Genomic DNA, 16,903 nt, shown 5'->3' with positions numbered 1-16,903 from the left:
CTTCCCTTTCAAAATGGGTTCGAAAATCAATAGGCTTAGCCTGGGTGACCATCCACTCTTGGCGTTAAAAGCATCATGCCGAACTTCCAGATAAACAACCCGAATGCTAACGTCCATAAACCCGCGCTGATGTTCACCATCTCAAATAAATACGCAGGGAAGAAAGTCACACCTACGCTGCGAATCAAAGCCGCGATAAAAATAGCCGAGAACGCTAACGCCATACTTGGCCCTTTATAGATTGCACGACCCGTGTGCCCCATTGTCACGCGCGTAATCATCGCAAGAATTAACCCACTCAAACCGCCAATTGCAAACAAGTGCAGCATGTTGTGGCTCGCGAACGGGTTGTCTAATAAACCACGTAGCAGCAAGCTTAAAGGGATGCATAGGTAAGCCGCATGCAGCGACCACACCAAGGGTTCAGATAACGTAGTCCAAGGCTTCCAGCGGATAAAGCGCACCAACTGAGTCACACCTGCAAATACCATCAACTCATTGCCGACTTGAGCAAAGGTCAATGGGAAGAAGCTCAATACAAATAAGCCAACCAAAGGTAGATTCGCTAACCATTCTAACCAAACTAGTGGTTGTGCTTTTTCAAAATCGAAGCGACGTGCCGTGAAGAACGGAATCACTCGCCCACCCATCACTGATAGCAGCAAGGTAAACCACCATAACATTGCGTGCCATACTGCAGACGATGGGAATGGAGGCATACCTTTAACGGTCGCGTAACTAGCAAAGTTCGCCACGATAGCCAATATAAACAGTGGCACAAAGAATAGATTCTTCCAGCCTTTCGATTTAACAACTCGGAAACCAATTTCGTAAGCGGCGAAGATTAAGAACAACGCCTCAACCGATGAGATCAGCCATAACGGTGCGGGGGTCCAAAACAGAATACGAGGTGCTAACCACAAACCAACCAGTACCGCTAATCGATAGTGTTTGGTTCCATTAACGCCCGTCCACGTTTGCACCGCAGTTAACACAAAACCGACCACAATCGCCATGGCAAAGCCAAACAGCATTTCATGCACATGCCACCAAAGCGCCGGTACTTTTAGCATTTCTGGCTGACCGTTTTGGAACATGATGACCCAAGCGACAATCGCGATCACAGCATAGAGACTGCCTAAAAAGAAGAAAGGTCTAAAACCTAATCGAAGATATGCAGGAATCGCATCTTCTACACTTTTATCTGTGATATTTAACAAACTCATTCCTTATTTCAGATAACAAGCCAAGAGTGGCTTCTGGGAATTGCTATTTCATAGTCAAATTCATGATGCAGTAATCATCACTGCAATATGACCTAACGTAATGCATGAAACGCGCCAAAGGTATAAAGCCAATAAAAACAAGCAACAAGGAGTCTTTAGGCTTCAAAAAAGTGTCAATTAAACACACCCCATAAAAGTCATTTAGACTCATAAGTGTGCAAAGTAAAAAACTACTGACATTTGATGAAGCCAAACATATAGTAAGACTAGTCTCAAATACAAAAGAACAGACAGGGAACGCGATGTATATTTTTGGTTATGGTAGCTTGATCAACTCCTCTTCTCGTCAACTCACAGGTCAAACAGGACAAGCGATTCCTGCGATAGTGCATGGCCTAGTTCGTCATTGGAGTAAGATCGATGACAGCTATGTTTTGTCACCTTTGATCGTCAATCTCGGTGAGGGACAAGTGAATGGAGTTTTGCTTGAAGTGGATGATATTGCGCTGACTGAGTTTGATCGCCGTGAGCGTGGTTATCACCGAATCGAATTAAAGGCCTCTCAGATAGAAAGCCAAAATAAGTTTAAACAGGATCAAGCGATCTGGGTTTACATCAAAGACGAGATTCAAGCACCTTGCGAAAACAGCCCTATCGTTCAAACCTATGTCGATACGGTCTTAGCTGGATGTTTAGAAGTGTCTGAAAGCTTTGCGGCGCACTTTGTTCAACACACACAAGGTTGGCATCACCCATTAGAAAATGATCGCCACCAGCCTAAATACGGCAATCTTGCTGGGGTTTCAGATCACCACCACAGTGTGATTGATGGCTTGATACTGACTGTTCGCAGCTAGTTGATTTAGGTTGGTGAACACATTGACTCACCAACCTAAAGCGATCTTAAACGACACGAATACCTGCAGGCATCGCACGTTCCGGGGTCAGCAATACACTTTCAGATTCATCTTCCGTTTCGGCACATAACAACATGCACTCAGAAGTGTGGCCTCTCATCTTCGCCTTCGCTAGATTGCACAAAACAACAACCTGCTTACCCATCAACTCTTCTTCGGTGTAGTAAGGCACTAGGCTGGTCACCGTTTGTAGCGTCTTCTCACCGATATCCACTTGCACGATGTAAAGCTTGTCTGCGTTTTCATGACGCACAACCTCAATGATCTTACCGACACGCATTTCTAACTTAGCAAAGTCACCATAAGAGACAGTATCCATTTCTCACTTCCTATATTGATTTATTTTCACTCATTAAATCATTTACTAAAATTAAGTAAAATGTAAATGTTTACACTAGCATTAAGCCTAATAATTACAAGCGGTAAAGATCTCATTACTGGAAGTAAAATGAGAGTTTCGTTGCCTTGCACTCATTGTCGGTGTTAAATAGATGCAGCAATGTATAGAGGTTAAAAATGGCAACAATTAAAGATGTCGCAAGGGAAGCAGGTGTTTCTGTTGCAACCGTATCTCGAGTCGTAAATAAGTCTCCGAAGGCAAGTGCGAACTCAATTGAATCCGTCACCAAAGCGATGTCTAAACTCGGCTATCGCCCGAATGCCAATGCTCGCGCGCTGGTAAGCCAGAGCACCAATACCGTCGGTGTGTTGGTTGGTGATATCTCCGATCCTTTTTTTGGCACGCTGGTTAAGGCTGTCGATAACGTCGCTCGTGAGAACGGAAAGCATATCCTCGTCGGTAATGGCTCACACGATCGTGAAGAAGAGAGACAAGCGATTGAGTTACTGATCAATAGCCGTTGCGACGCCTTAGTGATCCACTCAAAAGGCCTGACAGACGAAGAACTGATTGCCTATGCAAAAGAAGTCAAAGGCTTAGTGCTGATCAATCGCTATATTGCTGAGATTGCCAACCGTTGTATTTTCTTGGACAACAAGAAAGGCGCGTATCTTGCGACTGAATATCTGATTCGTCATGGTCATAAAAATATTGCCTGTATCGCTTCATCGCACAGCATTGAAGATGCCGATGAGCGTGTACAAGGTTACTTGTCAGCACTCTCGGATTACAAAATAGCGTTATCTGACAGCTATATTGAGTACTCAGCTCCCACCAGTGAAGGGGGTGAATACGCCATGACCAACCTTTTGACTAAATCACTGCCAATCACAGGCATTGTTGCGTACAACGATTACATGGCGGCAGGTGCTCTGTCTGTCTTAGATGAGAACGGTATTCAAGCGCCGGACAAAATGTCGATCATCGGTTTCGATGATGGCTTGATTGCACGCTATGTTCATCCAAAGCTAACCACCATTCGCTACCCGATTCAGATGATGGCAGAGAAAGCGACACGACTCGCGTTGCACTTAGCCAAAGGTGAAAACACCTCAACGGAGCCAATGATGTTCTCTCCGACTTTGGTGCGCCGTAATTCGGTAGAGAAAATCTAAGCTCTGGTCAACTCACCAAACAACAAACAAAAAAAGCCCTAACAGAATCGCTTCTGTTAGGGCTTTCCTACCTTACTCTGATACCCAACAATCGCGCTTAATAAATCACACACTCGTTGAGCGCCACTTTTGCTCATCCCCCAAGAACAACGCGATAACTCACATCGTTCTATTCACAAACAAAAGCAATTGGCATAACCGTTTTGAGCTAGAGCGTACTAGTTTGAAGAATCCCCCGAAAATTCAAACTGGTAACAGGTACGGTAGTTATATTCTTGTTCAGGCTTGAGAATACAACTGTCCTGCTTCCACTCTGGGTGGTTAGGAGAGTCAGGTAAGAACTGGGTTTCTAACGCCAAACCAGCGTAGTCTTCATAGCTGCCACCACTTCGGTTTGGTGTACCACCAAGCCAGTTTCCGGTGTATAGCTGCATTGCAGGTTTGGTTGAAAATACTTTTAGTGAGACTAGCGCGTCCGGTGACGTTACGGTCGCAGCGCATTGAGTGCGCTTACAGCCATCAGCCAATAAGAAAGAGTGGTCGTAACCCTTTGCTGCTTTCTGCTGTTCATCACCCAACAAACGCTCTGAGATCATAATAGGCTGATTGAAGTCGAAGCTGGTCGATTTCACCGATTTAAGATTGCCTAATGGAATACCTACCGAGTTGGTCGGTAAGAACTGATTGGCGTTGATGCTCACAATGTGTGACAAACAATCGTGGCCGGCTTCTGCACCAAGTAGATTGAAGTACGCATGATTCGTTAGGTTGACTACGGTCGGCTTGTCTGTGGTTGCAGAGTAATTAATGGAAACTCGATTGTCTTCGGTGATGTCATAACGCACCGACACATTCAAATTCCCTGGGAATCCTTGGTCGCCATCAGCAGACTCAAGAGTAAACATCACTGACGTTTCGGTTTGCTCGGCAATATTCCAACGACGTTTATCAAAACCGTTCGGACCACCATGTAAAGTATTGCCCGCTTGGTTGGTTTCCAGCTTGTAGTTTTGACCATCAATTTTGAAACGACCATTGGCTATGCGGTTAGCATAACGACCAACAGTTGTGCCCATATAGCTGGCTTGTTTATCGAAGTTCTCCATTGAGTTAACACCCAACAAAACCTCTCTTTTATTTCCCTTTACTGGCAGGATACAGCTCAACCATGTTGCACCAATGTCCATGAATGTCACTTGCATGCCATGCGTATTTGATAGCGTCACTAACTGAGCGGGTTGGCCATCATAGGCTGGAGTTTGTGTCATGGATTGATGCAGGTTTTGCTCTTGTGTCATTCTAAATTCCTTCTAGTGCCAGTAAAAAGCCTCTATCTGAAATAAAGGCTTTAGCATTTGGCCTACCATGATCTTTTTACTTGGTAAGCTCTATATTAAGTCTCGAAGCGTTTAGATTACTTCAACTAAGCCTGCTCCGTCTTTCGCTTGGCACACATAAATAGATTCTTTTAGACCCGTCGCCGCTTGATATTTCTGCTCAACGGTTGTTTTAATTTCATCAACCAATGCAGGTGGAACCAATGCCACAATACAACCACCGAAACCACCGCCAGTCATACGCACGCCACCTTGATCACCAATCACGTGTTTTACTAGCTCAACTAAGGTGTCGACTTCTTTGACTGTGATTTCAAAGTCATCACGCATTGACGCATGTGATTCAGCCATCAATTCACCCATGCGTTTCATATCATGAGTACGCAGAGCTTGAGCCGCTTCAACGGTACGGTCATTTTCAGTGATCACGTGACGAGCGCGTTTCGCGACCATTTCATCCAACTCAGACTCTTTCGCTTTGAATTGTTCAATAGTCACATCACGAAGTGCAGGAACACCAAAGATGCGCGCCGCTTCTTCACACTGTTCACGACGCGTGTTGTATTCACTGTCGACTAAGCCACGTTTCTTGTTTGAGTTGATGATAACCACAGCCATATCTTCAGGCATAGAAACCGCTTGAGTTTCTAGGCTACGACAATCCAAAAGCATCGCATGATTTGCACGACCTTCAGCTGAGATCATCTGGTCCATGATGCCGCAGTTACAGCCTACAAATTCATTTTCGGCTTGCTGACCATTAAGCGCCACTTCGGCTTGGCTGATCTCTAGGTTGTAAAGCACCTTGAATGTCTGACCGATGACCACTTCCAGTGCCGCAGAAGAACTTAAACCTGCACCTTGAGGCACGTTGCCCGTTACAGAGATGTCTGCACCTGTAAATTCAAAACCACGACCTTTTAAGCACTTCACCACACCACGAATGTAGTTAGCCCACATCTTGTCTTGTTGGAATGTGATCTCTTGAGTTAAGTCGAACTCATCTACTGCATTTCCGTAGTCCACTGATACTACGCGCACGATGTTGTCGTCACGCTTAGCCGCTGCGACTACCGTTTGGTAGTTAATGGCACACGGTAGAACAAAACCATCGTTGTAGTCAGTGTGCTCGCCGATCAGGTTCACACGACCTGGCGCTTGGATAATATGAGTCGCTTGGTAACCAAGGACTTGCTCAAAAGATGCTTTCACGTTTTGGATTAGGTCAGACATAAGTAAACTCTCTGGTTAAACTCTTTGTTCAATTGGTTATGGCCCCTTTACGGCACCACTTTAATTCTTTTAAATCCCCTATCTCGTTCGTCTCTCACGGTAGGGAATGACAACATCAGCTTCTCACCTGCCGTCATTCCAGAATCGAGGGACGAGATATCAGGAATCTCGCTTTTTTATTTAGTAACCGAGTTATCGATTAGTTTTACTATCAACGGAACAGGCTATTCCTGCTCTTTGTAGTGAACGTCACTCAAATCACGAAGACGTTGTGCCGCTTGTTCTGCGGTTAAATCACGCTGAGACTCAGCCAACATTTCGTAGCCGACCATGAATTTACGAACCGAAGCACTGCGCAACAGTGGCGGGTAGAACAACGCATGTAGCTGCCAATGGTCGATGTCAGTACCTTCTTCGAAGAACGGCGCATAGTGCCAGCCCATTGAGTAAGGGAATGAGCATTGGAATAAGTTGTCGTAACGGCTCGTCAGCTTCTTGATCGCAAGCGCTAAATCATCACGCTGCTCGTCAGTCAGTTCACTCATACGGCGGATGTGTGCTTTTGGCAGCAACATGGTTTCAAATGGCCACGCTGCCCAGTAAGGCACCACTGCAATCCAATGTTCAGTTTCAACCACAGTGCGAGAGCCGTCTTTCATTTCAGCTTCAACGTAATCCACTAAAAGATTAGAACCTTGCTGTTCAAAGTACTCTTTTAACAGTTTTTCTTTGCGTTCAATCTCGTTGGGTAAAAAGCTGTTTGCCCAGATTTGACCGTGTGGGTGTGGCTGAGAGCAGCCCATGGTCTCACCTTTATTTTCAAACGCTTGAACCCACAGGTAGTCTTTACCTAGCTCTTCAATCTGTTCATTCCAGGTATCGATAACACCACGGATCTTGTTTACCGGAAGCTCCGGCAGCGTTTTGCTGTGGTCCGGAGAAAAACAGATCACGCGGCTCAACCCACGTACACCTTGAGTCTTGAATAGAGGGTTATCAGACTCTGGAGCATCAGGTGAGTCAGGCATCAACGCCGCGAAATCATTACTGAATACATAAGTGCCGTCGTAATCTGGGTTTTCATCGCCCGAAATACGCGTATTGGTTGGGCACAAGAAACACTCTTTCTCATACTCAGGAAGCTGCGCTGTCGATGGTTTTTCATCTTGGCCACTCCAAGGACGCTTTGCTCGGTGCGGTGAGACTAAGATCCACTGACCCGTTAATGGGTTATAACGACGGTGCGGATGGTCTACTGGGTTAAATTCAACTTTTGACATGTTTAGATTGCTCTCAAATTTTGTGTCTTGGTCAATTCACCAAGATGAATAATTCTTCTACAAGGAGATTCCCTATCACGCTCGTTCCTCGCTGTAGGGAATGACGTGTGATCTCGTTGTGCTATTTGTGCAAAGGCAACCACTTCATAGCCTTATGCTCATCCGTCATTCCAGAATCGAGGGACGAGATATCTGGAATCTCGCTTTTCTCATCTCTTGTCTTTGCCTTCCCCAAAGAAATTGGAGTTACAGCTAGGCAGCAAGATTTCCAATATCCATGAGCATAGATCTTATATGTGATTGGAATTGGTAAGCGCAGCTAACAACGCTGCGGCTTCAATTACGAAGGGGAATAGCCGTTCGGGTTATTCGACTGCCAATTCCACGTATCTGCGGTCATTTCCATCACGCTGCGAGTCGCTTTCCAGCCAAGCTCGCGTTCTGCTTTTTTAGTGCTTGCCCAACATTCAGCAATATCACCAGCGCGGCGTGGGCAAAGTTCATAAGGAACGGGCTTACCCGATGCTTGTGCGAAGGCCTCAACCATCTCAAGCACACTGGAACCTTTACCTGTACCTAGATTATAAATATGTAAGCCCGCCTTCTCGCCAACCGCTTTCAATGCGGCTACGTGTCCGTCCGCTAAATCCATAACATGAATATAGTCGCGAACGCCTGTGCCATCGACTGTTGGGTAATCGTTTCCAAAAACAGCCAATTTGTCGCGACGACCTACCGCTACTTGAGCAATAAACGGCATCAGATTGTTTGGGATACCTTGTGGGTCTTCACCCATAGTGCCCGATGAATGGGCGCCAACTGGGTTGAAGTAACGCAGTAATGTCACACTCCAATCGTTCTCAGCGTGGAACAAATCACTCAAACATTCTTCGACCATGTACTTACTGCGACCATAAGGATTAGTTGTTACACCCGTTGGAGAGCTTTCAGTAATTGGCACCACTTCTGGATCACCGTAAACGGTAGCCGAAGAGCTAAATACAATGCTCTTCACACCCGCTTTCTTCATGCTGCGAGCTAACACTAATGATCCATTGACGTTGTTATCGTAGTACTCCAAAGGCTTAGACACCGACTCCCCAACCGCTTTCAGGCCAGCAAAGTGAATCACGGCTTGGATATCGTTTTCTGAAAACACACTATCTAGAAAAGATTGATCACGAATGTCGCCAAGATAAAAAGTTGGTCGCTTACCGGTCAATGATTCGATTCGCTCCAGTACTAGCTCTTTGCTATTGCAAAGGTTATCAACAATGATTGGCTCCATACCCGCCTGTATCATTTGAATACATGTATGACTTCCGATGTAACCCATGCCGCCCGTAACCAGTACTTTCACAATCAACCTCTCTTTGTCGTCATTCTTGGACTAACTCGAACTGACATTCAGCTCAGTAGCACCGTATGCCAGAAATAGTAGCAGCCATTTTGACTATAATTCTGTGATCAAAACCACGAAGTGTAAACGTTTACACTAACTCATATCATTGTTACTGAACGTGACATAGAGAGAACCTATAAAAAAACACATCTAATTCATTGAATTTTAATAAGATAATTATAGATAGTTAGATTTGAGACATCATAGAGGAGTTGAGCATTTATTTTACTAAAAGTTAATGCAATGACTTCCAGTTTGATTACAATAGGTCTGTAGAATAAAGAGGTGCATTGCTTTTTTACTAAATACCAATTTCAAAGCAGCGCAATGTTCCAATAACAGGAAGTGAGTATGGCAACGTTAAAAGATATCGCGACTGAAGCACATGTTTCATTGGCTACAGTTTCAAGGGTTCTCAATGAAGATCCAACATTAAGCGTCAAGGAAGAGACCAAAAGGCGTATCTTTGAAATTGCAGAGAAGTTGGAATACAAAACCAGCAGCTCACGAAAAGCCGTTAGCAGTAAAAAACAAAATCATCACTTCCTTGCGCTGTATAACTACAAGCAAGAAGCTGAAGTGAACGACCCTTACTATCTATCGATTCGCCACGGGATTGAAACCCAATGTGACAAGATGGAAGTTAAACTAACCAACTGTTATGAAAGTAAAATACACGTAAATTCAGCGCCTATCACTGGTGTATTGTTGGTGGGAAGAATGACACCGGAGGTTATCGAACAAGCCAAAAAGCTAAGCGATAATATCTGTTATGTCGATTTCACTGATCACTCTGAACCTTATGACTCTGTCGATATCGACCTGGCTTTGATCAGCAAAGAGATCACCAACTTCTTTATCAACCAAGGCTATCAACGCATTGGTTTTATTGGCGGACAAGATAACGTCAACACTCCTGATATTCGCGAAGTCGCCTTTGCTGAATACGGTAGCCTTAAGAACGTTGTCAGCGAGCAAGACATCTATCGTGGAGACTTCTCTAGCTCTTCAGGTTATCAGCTTGCAAAACAGATGCTAGCGACGGGCGACTACCCTAAAGCCATGTTTATTGCGTCAGATTCCATCGCAATTGGTGTTTTACGAGCCGTTCATGAGCACGGATTAAACATTCCTGAAGATATTGCGCTGATTAGTGTAAATGACATCCCAACAGCTAAATTTACCTTCCCATCTTTATCGACTGTTCGTATTCACTCTGAACTAATGGGAATTCAAGGCGTTAACCTGTTGATTGAGAAAGTACGCGACGGCCGTACTATCCCACTACGTGTCTATGTCCCAAGTAAACTCAAGCTGCGCGACACTACAAAATAATCATATAAATCAAATATATAAAATAAGGTCACCTTTATTGAAGGTGGCCTTTTTATGTCTTTCATATACGCCAACATACGCATATATCCCTTCTCAAATACTCACCTAAATCACCAAATGGCATTCTTTTAAGTGGATCACACAGCACTGTAAAAAGCCCACAAAAAACGTGATGGAGTTAAAGTAAAACGTTTTCATCAATTTCATTTAGTAAAACTTTTACTAATAATTACCTCAGTCCAAAAATACTCGTATTCACTACGACCCAATTACGCATAAGAACGTCGGTCAGCAAATTGCATCTAGGCCGAGAGAGAGGCAACGTGAACAACTGGGAAAACTTCCTGAACTTACATGAGAACCGTATGGCACCGCGTGCATACTTCTTCTCATACGCATCAGAAAAGAATGCAAAAACGTTTCAGCGTGAACTTAGCAGCCACTTCCAACTATTGAGTGGCCAATGGAATTTCAGCTATTTCACCAATCCACTATTGGTTCCTGAAGAGTTCTACTCTCAAGAAATGAAAGACTGGGGCCACATTACGGTTCCAAACATGTGGCAAATGGAAGGCCACGGCGATCTTCAATACACAGATGAAGGTTTCCCATTCCCAATTGATGTGCCTTTCGTCCCATCAGACAACCCAACAGGCGCATACCAACGCTCTTTCTTCCTTGGCGAAAGCTGGGACGAGAAACAAACCATCATCAAATTTGATGGCGTTGAAACTTATTTCGAAGTTTACGTAAACGGCGAATACGTCGGTTTCAGCAAAGGCAGCCGCCTCACCGCTGAATTCGATATCTCTAACCATGTAAAAGCAGGCAACAACCTACTTTCTATTCGTGTGATGCAGTGGGCCGATTCAACCTACATTGAAGACCAAGACATGTGGTGGACGGGCGGTATCTTCCGTGACGTTTACCTAGTGGGCAAAGAACAGCTGCACGTTCAAGACGTTACCGTTCGCACTGACTTCGACGACGCTTACCAAAGCGCTACTCTGTCGTGCAAAGTGGAACTAGAAAACCTAGCAGCAGCGGTAAACGCAACCCTTGAGTACGCATTGCTTGATGGCAGACAAGTTATCTCGCAAGGCTCTGTAGATAGCTTAGCCGTCGACGGCAATGTAGATACTCAATTCTCTATTGATGTGGTTAACCCTGTTCAATGGAACGCTGAAAACCCTTACCTATACCAACTGTTGCTTACGCTGAAAGACGCTGACGGCAAGGTGTTGGAAGTGATTCCACAACGCGTTGGTTTCCGTGATATTAAAGTTCGCGATGGTCTGTTCTACATCAACAACAAGTACGTGATGTTGCACGGTGTGAACCGTCACGACAACGACCACCTGAAAGGTCGTGCTGTTGGCATGGATCGCGTCGAGAAAGACTTAGTACTGATGAAGCAACACAACATCAACTCAGTACGTACAGCGCACTACCCGAACGACCCACGCTTCTACGAATTGTGTGACATCTACGGCCTATTCGTGATGGGCGAAACCGATGTTGAAACTCACGGCTTTGCTAACGTTGGCGACCTAAGCCGCATCACTAACGATGCAGCATGGGAAGCGGTGTTTGTTGAACGTATCGAACGTCATATCCACGCTCAAAAGAACCACCCTTCTATCATCATGTGGTCGCTAGGCAACGAGTCAGGCTACGGCTGCAACATCCGTTCTATGTACGATGCAGCAAAAGCGATTGATGACACCCGTCTAGTTCACTACGAAGAAGACCGTGATGCTGAAGTGGTCGACATCATTTCAACCATGTACTCACGTGCTCAACTGATGAATGCCTTCGGTGAATTCCCACACGAAAAGCCACGCATCATCTGTGAATACGCACACGCAATGGGTAACGGCCCAGGCGGTTTAACTGAATACCAAAACGTGTTCTACAAGCATGACGCGATTCAAGGTCACTACGTTTGGGAATGGTGTGATCACGGCATTCTAGCGCGTGATGAAGCAGGCACAGAGTTCTACAAGTACGGAGGTGACTATGGTGACTACCCGAACAACTACAACTTCTGCATGGACGGCTTGATCTACCCAGACCAAACACCAGGCCCTGGCTTGAAAGAGTACAAACAAGTGATTGCCCCAGTGAAGCTTAGCGATTTCGATGCACAAACGGGCACCTTCACAGTAGACAACAAGCTTTGGTTCTCAAACATCGATGACTACACCATCACTGCGGAAATCCGTGCTGAGGGTAAAACCATTGCGGTACAGCATATCAAGGTTGAAGAGCTGGCTGAGAACTCTAGCCGTGAACTGACGCTTAATTTGCCAGAGCTTGATGAGCGTGAAGTGTTTGTGAACTTTACAGTTCGTAAGGATTCTCGTACTTCATACAGCGAAGCGAACCACGACATTGCGGTTTATCAGTTCCAAGTGAAAGAGAACACTGCACAGCTTGACGCCTTCACCAACAACAATGCGACAGCACTGAATGTTGAAGAATCTCGCTTAGCCTACCTAATCAAAGGCCACAACTTTGCTCTGAACTTCTCGAAAGTGAACGGCAAACTGACGTCATGGTTAGTGAATGGCGAGGAACTGATTAAGTCTGAGCCTAAGCTGAACTTCTTCAAGCCAATGATTGATAACCATAAGCAAGAGCACGATGGTTACTGGGAGCCTGCACACCTACAGATCATGCAAGAGCACTTCCGCACGCTAAACGTTGAGCAAGTTAACGGCAAGGTAGAGATCACCACCACCAGCATCGTTGCTCCACCAGTATTTGATTTCGGCATGCGTTGTGAGTATCGCTACCAAATCAGTGCTGAAGGTCAACTGAACGTTGAGCTAAGTGGCGAACGTTACGGTGATTACCCTCACGTGATTCCAGTGATTGGTTTCGACATGGGCATTAACAGCGACTTCGACCAAGTTCAATACTACGGCCGCGGCCCTGAAGAGAACTACCAAGACAGCAAGCAAGCCAACATGATTGATGTTTACCAATCAACGGTGGCTGACATGTTCGAGAACTACCCGTTCCCACAAAACAACGGCAACCGCCAACACGTTCGTTGGGCTGCGCTTTCAAGCCGCGCGGGTAATGGTATTGCAGTCAAACCACAGCAAGAAATCAACTTCAGCGCATGGTTCTACACCAACCAAAACCTACATCAAGCACAACACACCATTGAGCTAGAGAAGAGCGGTTACATCACGCTAAACCTAGACCACCAAGTGATGGGCTTAGGCTCGAATTCTTGGGGCAGCGAAGTGCTCGACTCTTACCGAGTTTACATGGATGAGTTCCGCTACGGCTTAACTCTGATTCCATTCCAAGCAGGCGATTGCGACGCGCAACACCTAATCAATCACAACTTTGGCGATGAGTTTTTTACGGCGAATACACCGAAAGCTCAACCACAACAGAACGAGGCATAAGCGATGATCATTTTAGACAACCTAGAGCAATTTAAAGTCGTTTACCGCGACGGTCGTAAATGGCAACGCTGTGTAGAAGCGATTGAAAACATCGGCAACATCAAAGATGGCGTGATGTATTCCATTGGTGACTCACTGGCTTACATGATTGAAGACGGTGTGGCTCGAAACACAGAAAGCTTCACTGGTAACCGTCGTTACTTCGACGTGCATTACTACCTAGAAGGTCGTGAAACGGTTGAATTTTCAGATAAATCTCAACTTGAACAGACCCAAGCTTACAGCGATGAGACTGACCGAGAACACCTAATAGGTAACGGCGAGACTTGCGAGTTAGCTGAAGGCCAAGTAGCGATCTTTGATAACAGCAAAGCCTACCGATTCCACGGTGATAACCGAGTTCGTAAAGTGGTGCTGAAAGTGACTATCGAAGACGGTTACTTCCTTAATAAGTAAGTAACTGAAGCTAAACAAACGAAAGCAACAACAAGATCTATTCACAGTGTGTACCGAGCCTTGCCGTTCAAGGCTCAGTCACACTGCACAACGCCTTTACGCTTCTTCCCTACAAGGAAGCCTAAAGAAATAACGACTATAATTACGTGACCCTTGGAGGACACTATGTCTGAATCTGTACGCGGTAAGTTAGGTAAATTTGCCTTGCTCTCCATGACATTTGCAGCGGTATTTAACGTTCGCAACATTGTAAATAACAACATCGAATTGGGATTGAGTTCTGCTCCTATCTTTTTGCTCGCCACCCTTATTTACTTCATTCCATTCGTGTTCATTATTGCTGAATTCGTATCAGCAAATAAAAACTCTGAGTCAGGCATGTATGACTGGCTTAAACAACCGCTGGGTTCCAAAGCGGCCTACTTAGGTTCATTCCTATATTGGTTCGTGAACCTATTCTGGTTTGTATCATTACTGCCCAACGTTATCGCATACGCGTCTTACGCGATGCTTGGCTACGAGTACGCCTTCTCTCCGATAGTGACTTCGGCAATCTCAATAGGTCTGTTTGCAGCAGCGACACACATCTCGACCAAAGGGGCGAGCTGGTTAGGCAAAATTGCAGAGATCGTTGCATACGGTGTATTTGCACTGTTCGCGGTTTACGTTATCGGTGCAATGATGGCACTCGGTGGTAACCATGAGCCGGTAGAGCCAATCACGCTTGAAGCCATGACACCAACCATCAACTGGGCAACGTTAGGCATTATGTGTTGGATCTTCCAAGCAGCCGGTGGTGCAGAAACCGCAGCCGCTTACCTAAACGATGTTAAAGGTGGTCATAAGTCTTTCATCAAGGTGATCATCAGCGCGGGTATCGCTATCGGTATCATGTACGCAGTCGGTTCTCTATTAGTGAACGTATTCGTTGCTCGTGACGAACTCACTTATGCTGGCGGCATGGTTGAAATCTTCACTGGTATGGCGAACTACTTCGACATTTCACAATCTCTAACGGGTCGCTTCGTCGGTATCATTCTGTTCGTCGCTATGTTCGGTTCGATGATGATGTGGACAGCAGCGCCAGTAAAAATTCACTTCTCTGAAATCCCTAAAGGTGTTTACGGTGAGAAAACGACTGAGCTTAACGAGCACGGCGTGCCTGTTCGCGCAGCATGGTGGCAATTCGCTTTCGTATTCCTAATGCTAGTGGTTAACGGCTTCGGTTCTGAGTCTGTACAAGACATGATGAACACAGCAATCAACCTAACAGCAGGTACCGCAATGTTACCGCCTATCTTCATCATGGTGGCGTACTTTGTATTCCGCTTGAAGCATGACGATACACCACGTGACTTCCGCATGGGTACTCGAGTTCAAGGTATGTCGGTTGTGTCAGTACTTATCGGTATCTTTGTTGTAAGCATGACGGCATCAGCATTCCCAACGGGTGTAGACTTAATGCAAGCGTTCTTCGTCAACGTATTTATGACGGCTGTATTCTCAGCTATCGCTTGGTGGTGGATCTCTCGCTTTGAAAAGAAGCAAGCAGGTAAAGATGCAAAGCTAGAAGCGGCTAAACAATCGTAATACTTAGCAGCATTAGAACCAATTTCAAAAGCGCCTGTCATGGCGCTTTTTTGTTTTAAATCAGACAATTAAAAACCAACACCCGAAAATAAAAATGCCATTCCGTCAAGGATTTACTTCACGAAAAACGTTAATTAAATCGTAATAAAACCCGAACAAAAACAAAGGTAAAACATTAACTAAATTTATTTACTCAAGGTCACATATTTGATCAATTTTGATTAACTTCCCGCCGCTTAATCTTTAATCTTCTTGCTGAAGAGACGAAAGAGTTCATATTTAAAAACGACAAAAAGCCCCTACAAGCCTTACAAATCGTCGTTCATGAAACAAACAATCTCTTTGATGAACCTCTTAACCTTTAACTCTTTGTTTTGGTAATAACTTTACTGAAAATCAAGAAAGAAAAGCGCTAAGAAGTCCGATCGTAAATCTATAAAAACAACAATGAGCCAACCCTGACAAAACAAAGCGGGTGTTTGCCAAACCAACATAACAATAAAAGTGCGGCCTAGAGCCTCCCTCTCTAGGACCAAGTTATAACGATCATCAACGTGATTCACCGGAGAACATCATGTCCGAAAATAAACGCAGTACGATAGGCAAGTTTGCCCTACTGTCTATGACCTTCGCGGCGGTATACAGCTTCAACAACATCATTAACAACAACATCGAGATAGGCCTTTCCTCGGCGCCGATGTTCTTTCTAGCCACCATCTTTTACTTTGTGCCTTTTTGTTTGATCGTCGCAGAGTTTGTGTCACTGAATAAAAACTCTGAAGCGGGCGTTTATTCTTGGGTTAAAAGCTCTCTAGGCGGCCGCTGGGCGTTTATTTCGGCTTATACCTACTGGTTTGTTAACCTGTTCTTCTTCACCTCTCTGCTGCCTAGAATCATCGCTTATGCGTCGTATGCGTTCTTAGGGTTTGAGTACATATTCACGCCAATCACCACGGCGATCCTCAGTACCATTTTGTTTGCGATTGCTACGCACATTTCAAACAATGGCGCGAAACTACTAGGCCCCATCACCTCACTAACATCGTCGCTTATGTTGTTGCTAACAATGTCTTACATCTTGTTGTCTGGCGGTGCTTTGATCGGTGGTATCGAGCCAGCAGACCCAATCACCATTGAAGCGATGACACCAAGCTTTAACTGGGCATTCCTTGGGGTAATCACTTGGA

General features: G+C 45.1%; 13 protein-coding genes. 7 read left to right on the top strand and 6 right to left on the bottom strand.

The genetic code is table 11. The features are described from left to right. Positions 1-35 precede the first annotated feature (35 nt). A complete protein-coding gene (locus AACR09_RS02405; protein ID WP_193835963.1) occupies positions 36-1,220 on the bottom strand; it encodes an NnrS family protein in 1,185 nt (394 codons plus the stop codon). Between the two features lie 308 nt (positions 1,221-1,528). Between AACR09_RS02405 and AACR09_RS02400 the strand changes: the two genes are divergently transcribed. Continuing rightward, the gene (locus AACR09_RS02400) at positions 1,529-2,083 is read left to right on the top strand and encodes a gamma-glutamylcyclotransferase family protein (protein WP_102495364.1); all 555 of its coding nucleotides are present in this window, start codon (positions 1,529-1,531) and stop codon (positions 2,081-2,083) included. Positions 2,084-2,129: 46 nt separating this feature from the next. Here AACR09_RS02400 and AACR09_RS02395 read toward each other — a convergent pair whose 3' ends face one another. Beyond that, the gene (locus AACR09_RS02395) at positions 2,130-2,462 is read right to left on the bottom strand and encodes a tRNA-binding protein (protein WP_004734420.1); all 333 of its coding nucleotides are present in this window, start codon (positions 2,460-2,462) and stop codon (positions 2,130-2,132) included. Positions 2,463-2,659: 197 nt separating this feature from the next. Between AACR09_RS02395 and AACR09_RS02390 the strand changes: the two genes are divergently transcribed. Further along, positions 2,660-3,658, top strand: a complete 999-nt coding sequence (locus AACR09_RS02390; protein ID WP_017080052.1) for a substrate-binding domain-containing protein — start codon at positions 2,660-2,662, stop codon at positions 3,656-3,658. 218 nt (positions 3,659-3,876) lie between these two features. On the opposite strand, the gene galM is transcribed toward AACR09_RS02390, so the two are convergent. The 4 genes from galM to galE form a co-directional block, all read right to left on the bottom strand. Further along, a complete protein-coding gene (gene galM / locus AACR09_RS02385) occupies positions 3,877-4,956 on the bottom strand; it encodes a galactose-1-epimerase (protein ID WP_193835962.1) in 1,080 nt (359 codons plus the stop codon). Between the two features lie 111 nt (positions 4,957-5,067). Further along, positions 5,068-6,228, bottom strand: coding sequence for a galactokinase (galK, locus tag AACR09_RS02380; RefSeq protein ID WP_004734423.1), 1,161 nt, complete (start codon positions 6,226-6,228; stop codon positions 5,068-5,070). 224 nt (positions 6,229-6,452) lie between these two features. Beyond that, a complete protein-coding gene (locus AACR09_RS02375; RefSeq protein ID WP_193835961.1) occupies positions 6,453-7,508 on the bottom strand; it encodes a UDP-glucose--hexose-1-phosphate uridylyltransferase in 1,056 nt (351 codons plus the stop codon). A 340-nt stretch (positions 7,509-7,848) separates the two neighbouring features. Continuing rightward, positions 7,849-8,868: a UDP-glucose 4-epimerase GalE gene (gene galE / locus AACR09_RS02370; RefSeq protein WP_193835960.1), complete on the bottom strand. Its 1,020-nt coding sequence runs from the start codon at positions 8,866-8,868 to the stop codon at positions 7,849-7,851. Between the two features lie 393 nt (positions 8,869-9,261). Between galE and ebgR the strand changes: the two genes are divergently transcribed. From ebgR to AACR09_RS02345, 5 genes are all read left to right on the top strand, one after another. Continuing rightward, a complete protein-coding gene (gene ebgR / locus AACR09_RS02365; RefSeq protein WP_108121807.1) occupies positions 9,262-10,245 on the top strand; it encodes a transcriptional regulator EbgR in 984 nt (327 codons plus the stop codon). Between the two features lie 323 nt (positions 10,246-10,568). Further along, on the top strand, positions 10,569-13,670 hold the full coding sequence (gene ebgA / locus AACR09_RS02360) for a beta-galactosidase subunit alpha (RefSeq protein WP_193835959.1): 3,102 nt from the start codon (positions 10,569-10,571) through the stop codon (positions 13,668-13,670). A gap of 3 nt (positions 13,671-13,673) precedes the next feature. After that, positions 13,674-14,126, top strand: a complete 453-nt coding sequence (locus tag AACR09_RS02355) for a beta-galactosidase subunit beta (protein WP_193835958.1) — start codon at positions 13,674-13,676, stop codon at positions 14,124-14,126. A gap of 165 nt (positions 14,127-14,291) precedes the next feature. Then, the gene (locus AACR09_RS02350) at positions 14,292-15,716 is read left to right on the top strand and encodes an amino acid permease (RefSeq protein WP_004734429.1); all 1,425 of its coding nucleotides are present in this window, start codon (positions 14,292-14,294) and stop codon (positions 15,714-15,716) included. A 574-nt stretch (positions 15,717-16,290) separates the two neighbouring features. After that, positions 16,291-16,903 (top strand): amino acid permease (locus tag AACR09_RS02345; protein ID WP_228010905.1); only part of this gene is annotated, 613 nt, incomplete at its 3' end.

The sequence above is a fragment of the Vibrio sp. OPT20 genome, from assembly GCF_963889365.1.
Classification (GTDB): Bacteria; Pseudomonadota; Gammaproteobacteria; order Enterobacterales; family Vibrionaceae; genus Vibrio; species Vibrio splendidus.
Note: the sequence above shows the minus strand (reverse complement) of the source record. Positions and strands in the feature narration are given on the sequence as shown.

Bases quoted from the DNA above. Each gene is read 5' to 3' on its own strand.
- AACR09_RS02350 (WP_004734429.1), top strand. From the start codon at position 14,292: ATGTCTGAATCTGTACGCGGTAAGTTAGGTAAATTTGCCTTGCTCTCC.
- AACR09_RS02395 (WP_004734420.1), bottom strand. From the start codon at position 2,462: ATGGATACTGTCTCTTATGGTGACTTTGCTAAGTTAGAAATGCGTGTC.
- galK (WP_004734423.1), bottom strand. From the start codon at position 6,228: ATGTCTGACCTAATCCAAAACGTGAAAGCATCTTTTGAGCAAGTCCTT.
- AACR09_RS02390 (WP_017080052.1), top strand. From the start codon at position 2,660: ATGGCAACAATTAAAGATGTCGCAAGGGAAGCAGGTGTTTCTGTTGCA.
- AACR09_RS02400 (WP_102495364.1), top strand. From the start codon at position 1,529: ATGTATATTTTTGGTTATGGTAGCTTGATCAACTCCTCTTCTCGTCAA.
- galM (WP_193835962.1), bottom strand. From the start codon at position 4,956: ATGACACAAGAGCAAAACCTGCATCAATCCATGACACAAACTCCAGCC.
- AACR09_RS02375 (WP_193835961.1), bottom strand. From the start codon at position 7,508: ATGTCAAAAGTTGAATTTAACCCAGTAGACCATCCGCACCGTCGTTAT.
- ebgR (WP_108121807.1), top strand. From the start codon at position 9,262: ATGGCAACGTTAAAAGATATCGCGACTGAAGCACATGTTTCATTGGCT.
- AACR09_RS02355 (WP_193835958.1), top strand. From the start codon at position 13,674: ATGATCATTTTAGACAACCTAGAGCAATTTAAAGTCGTTTACCGCGAC.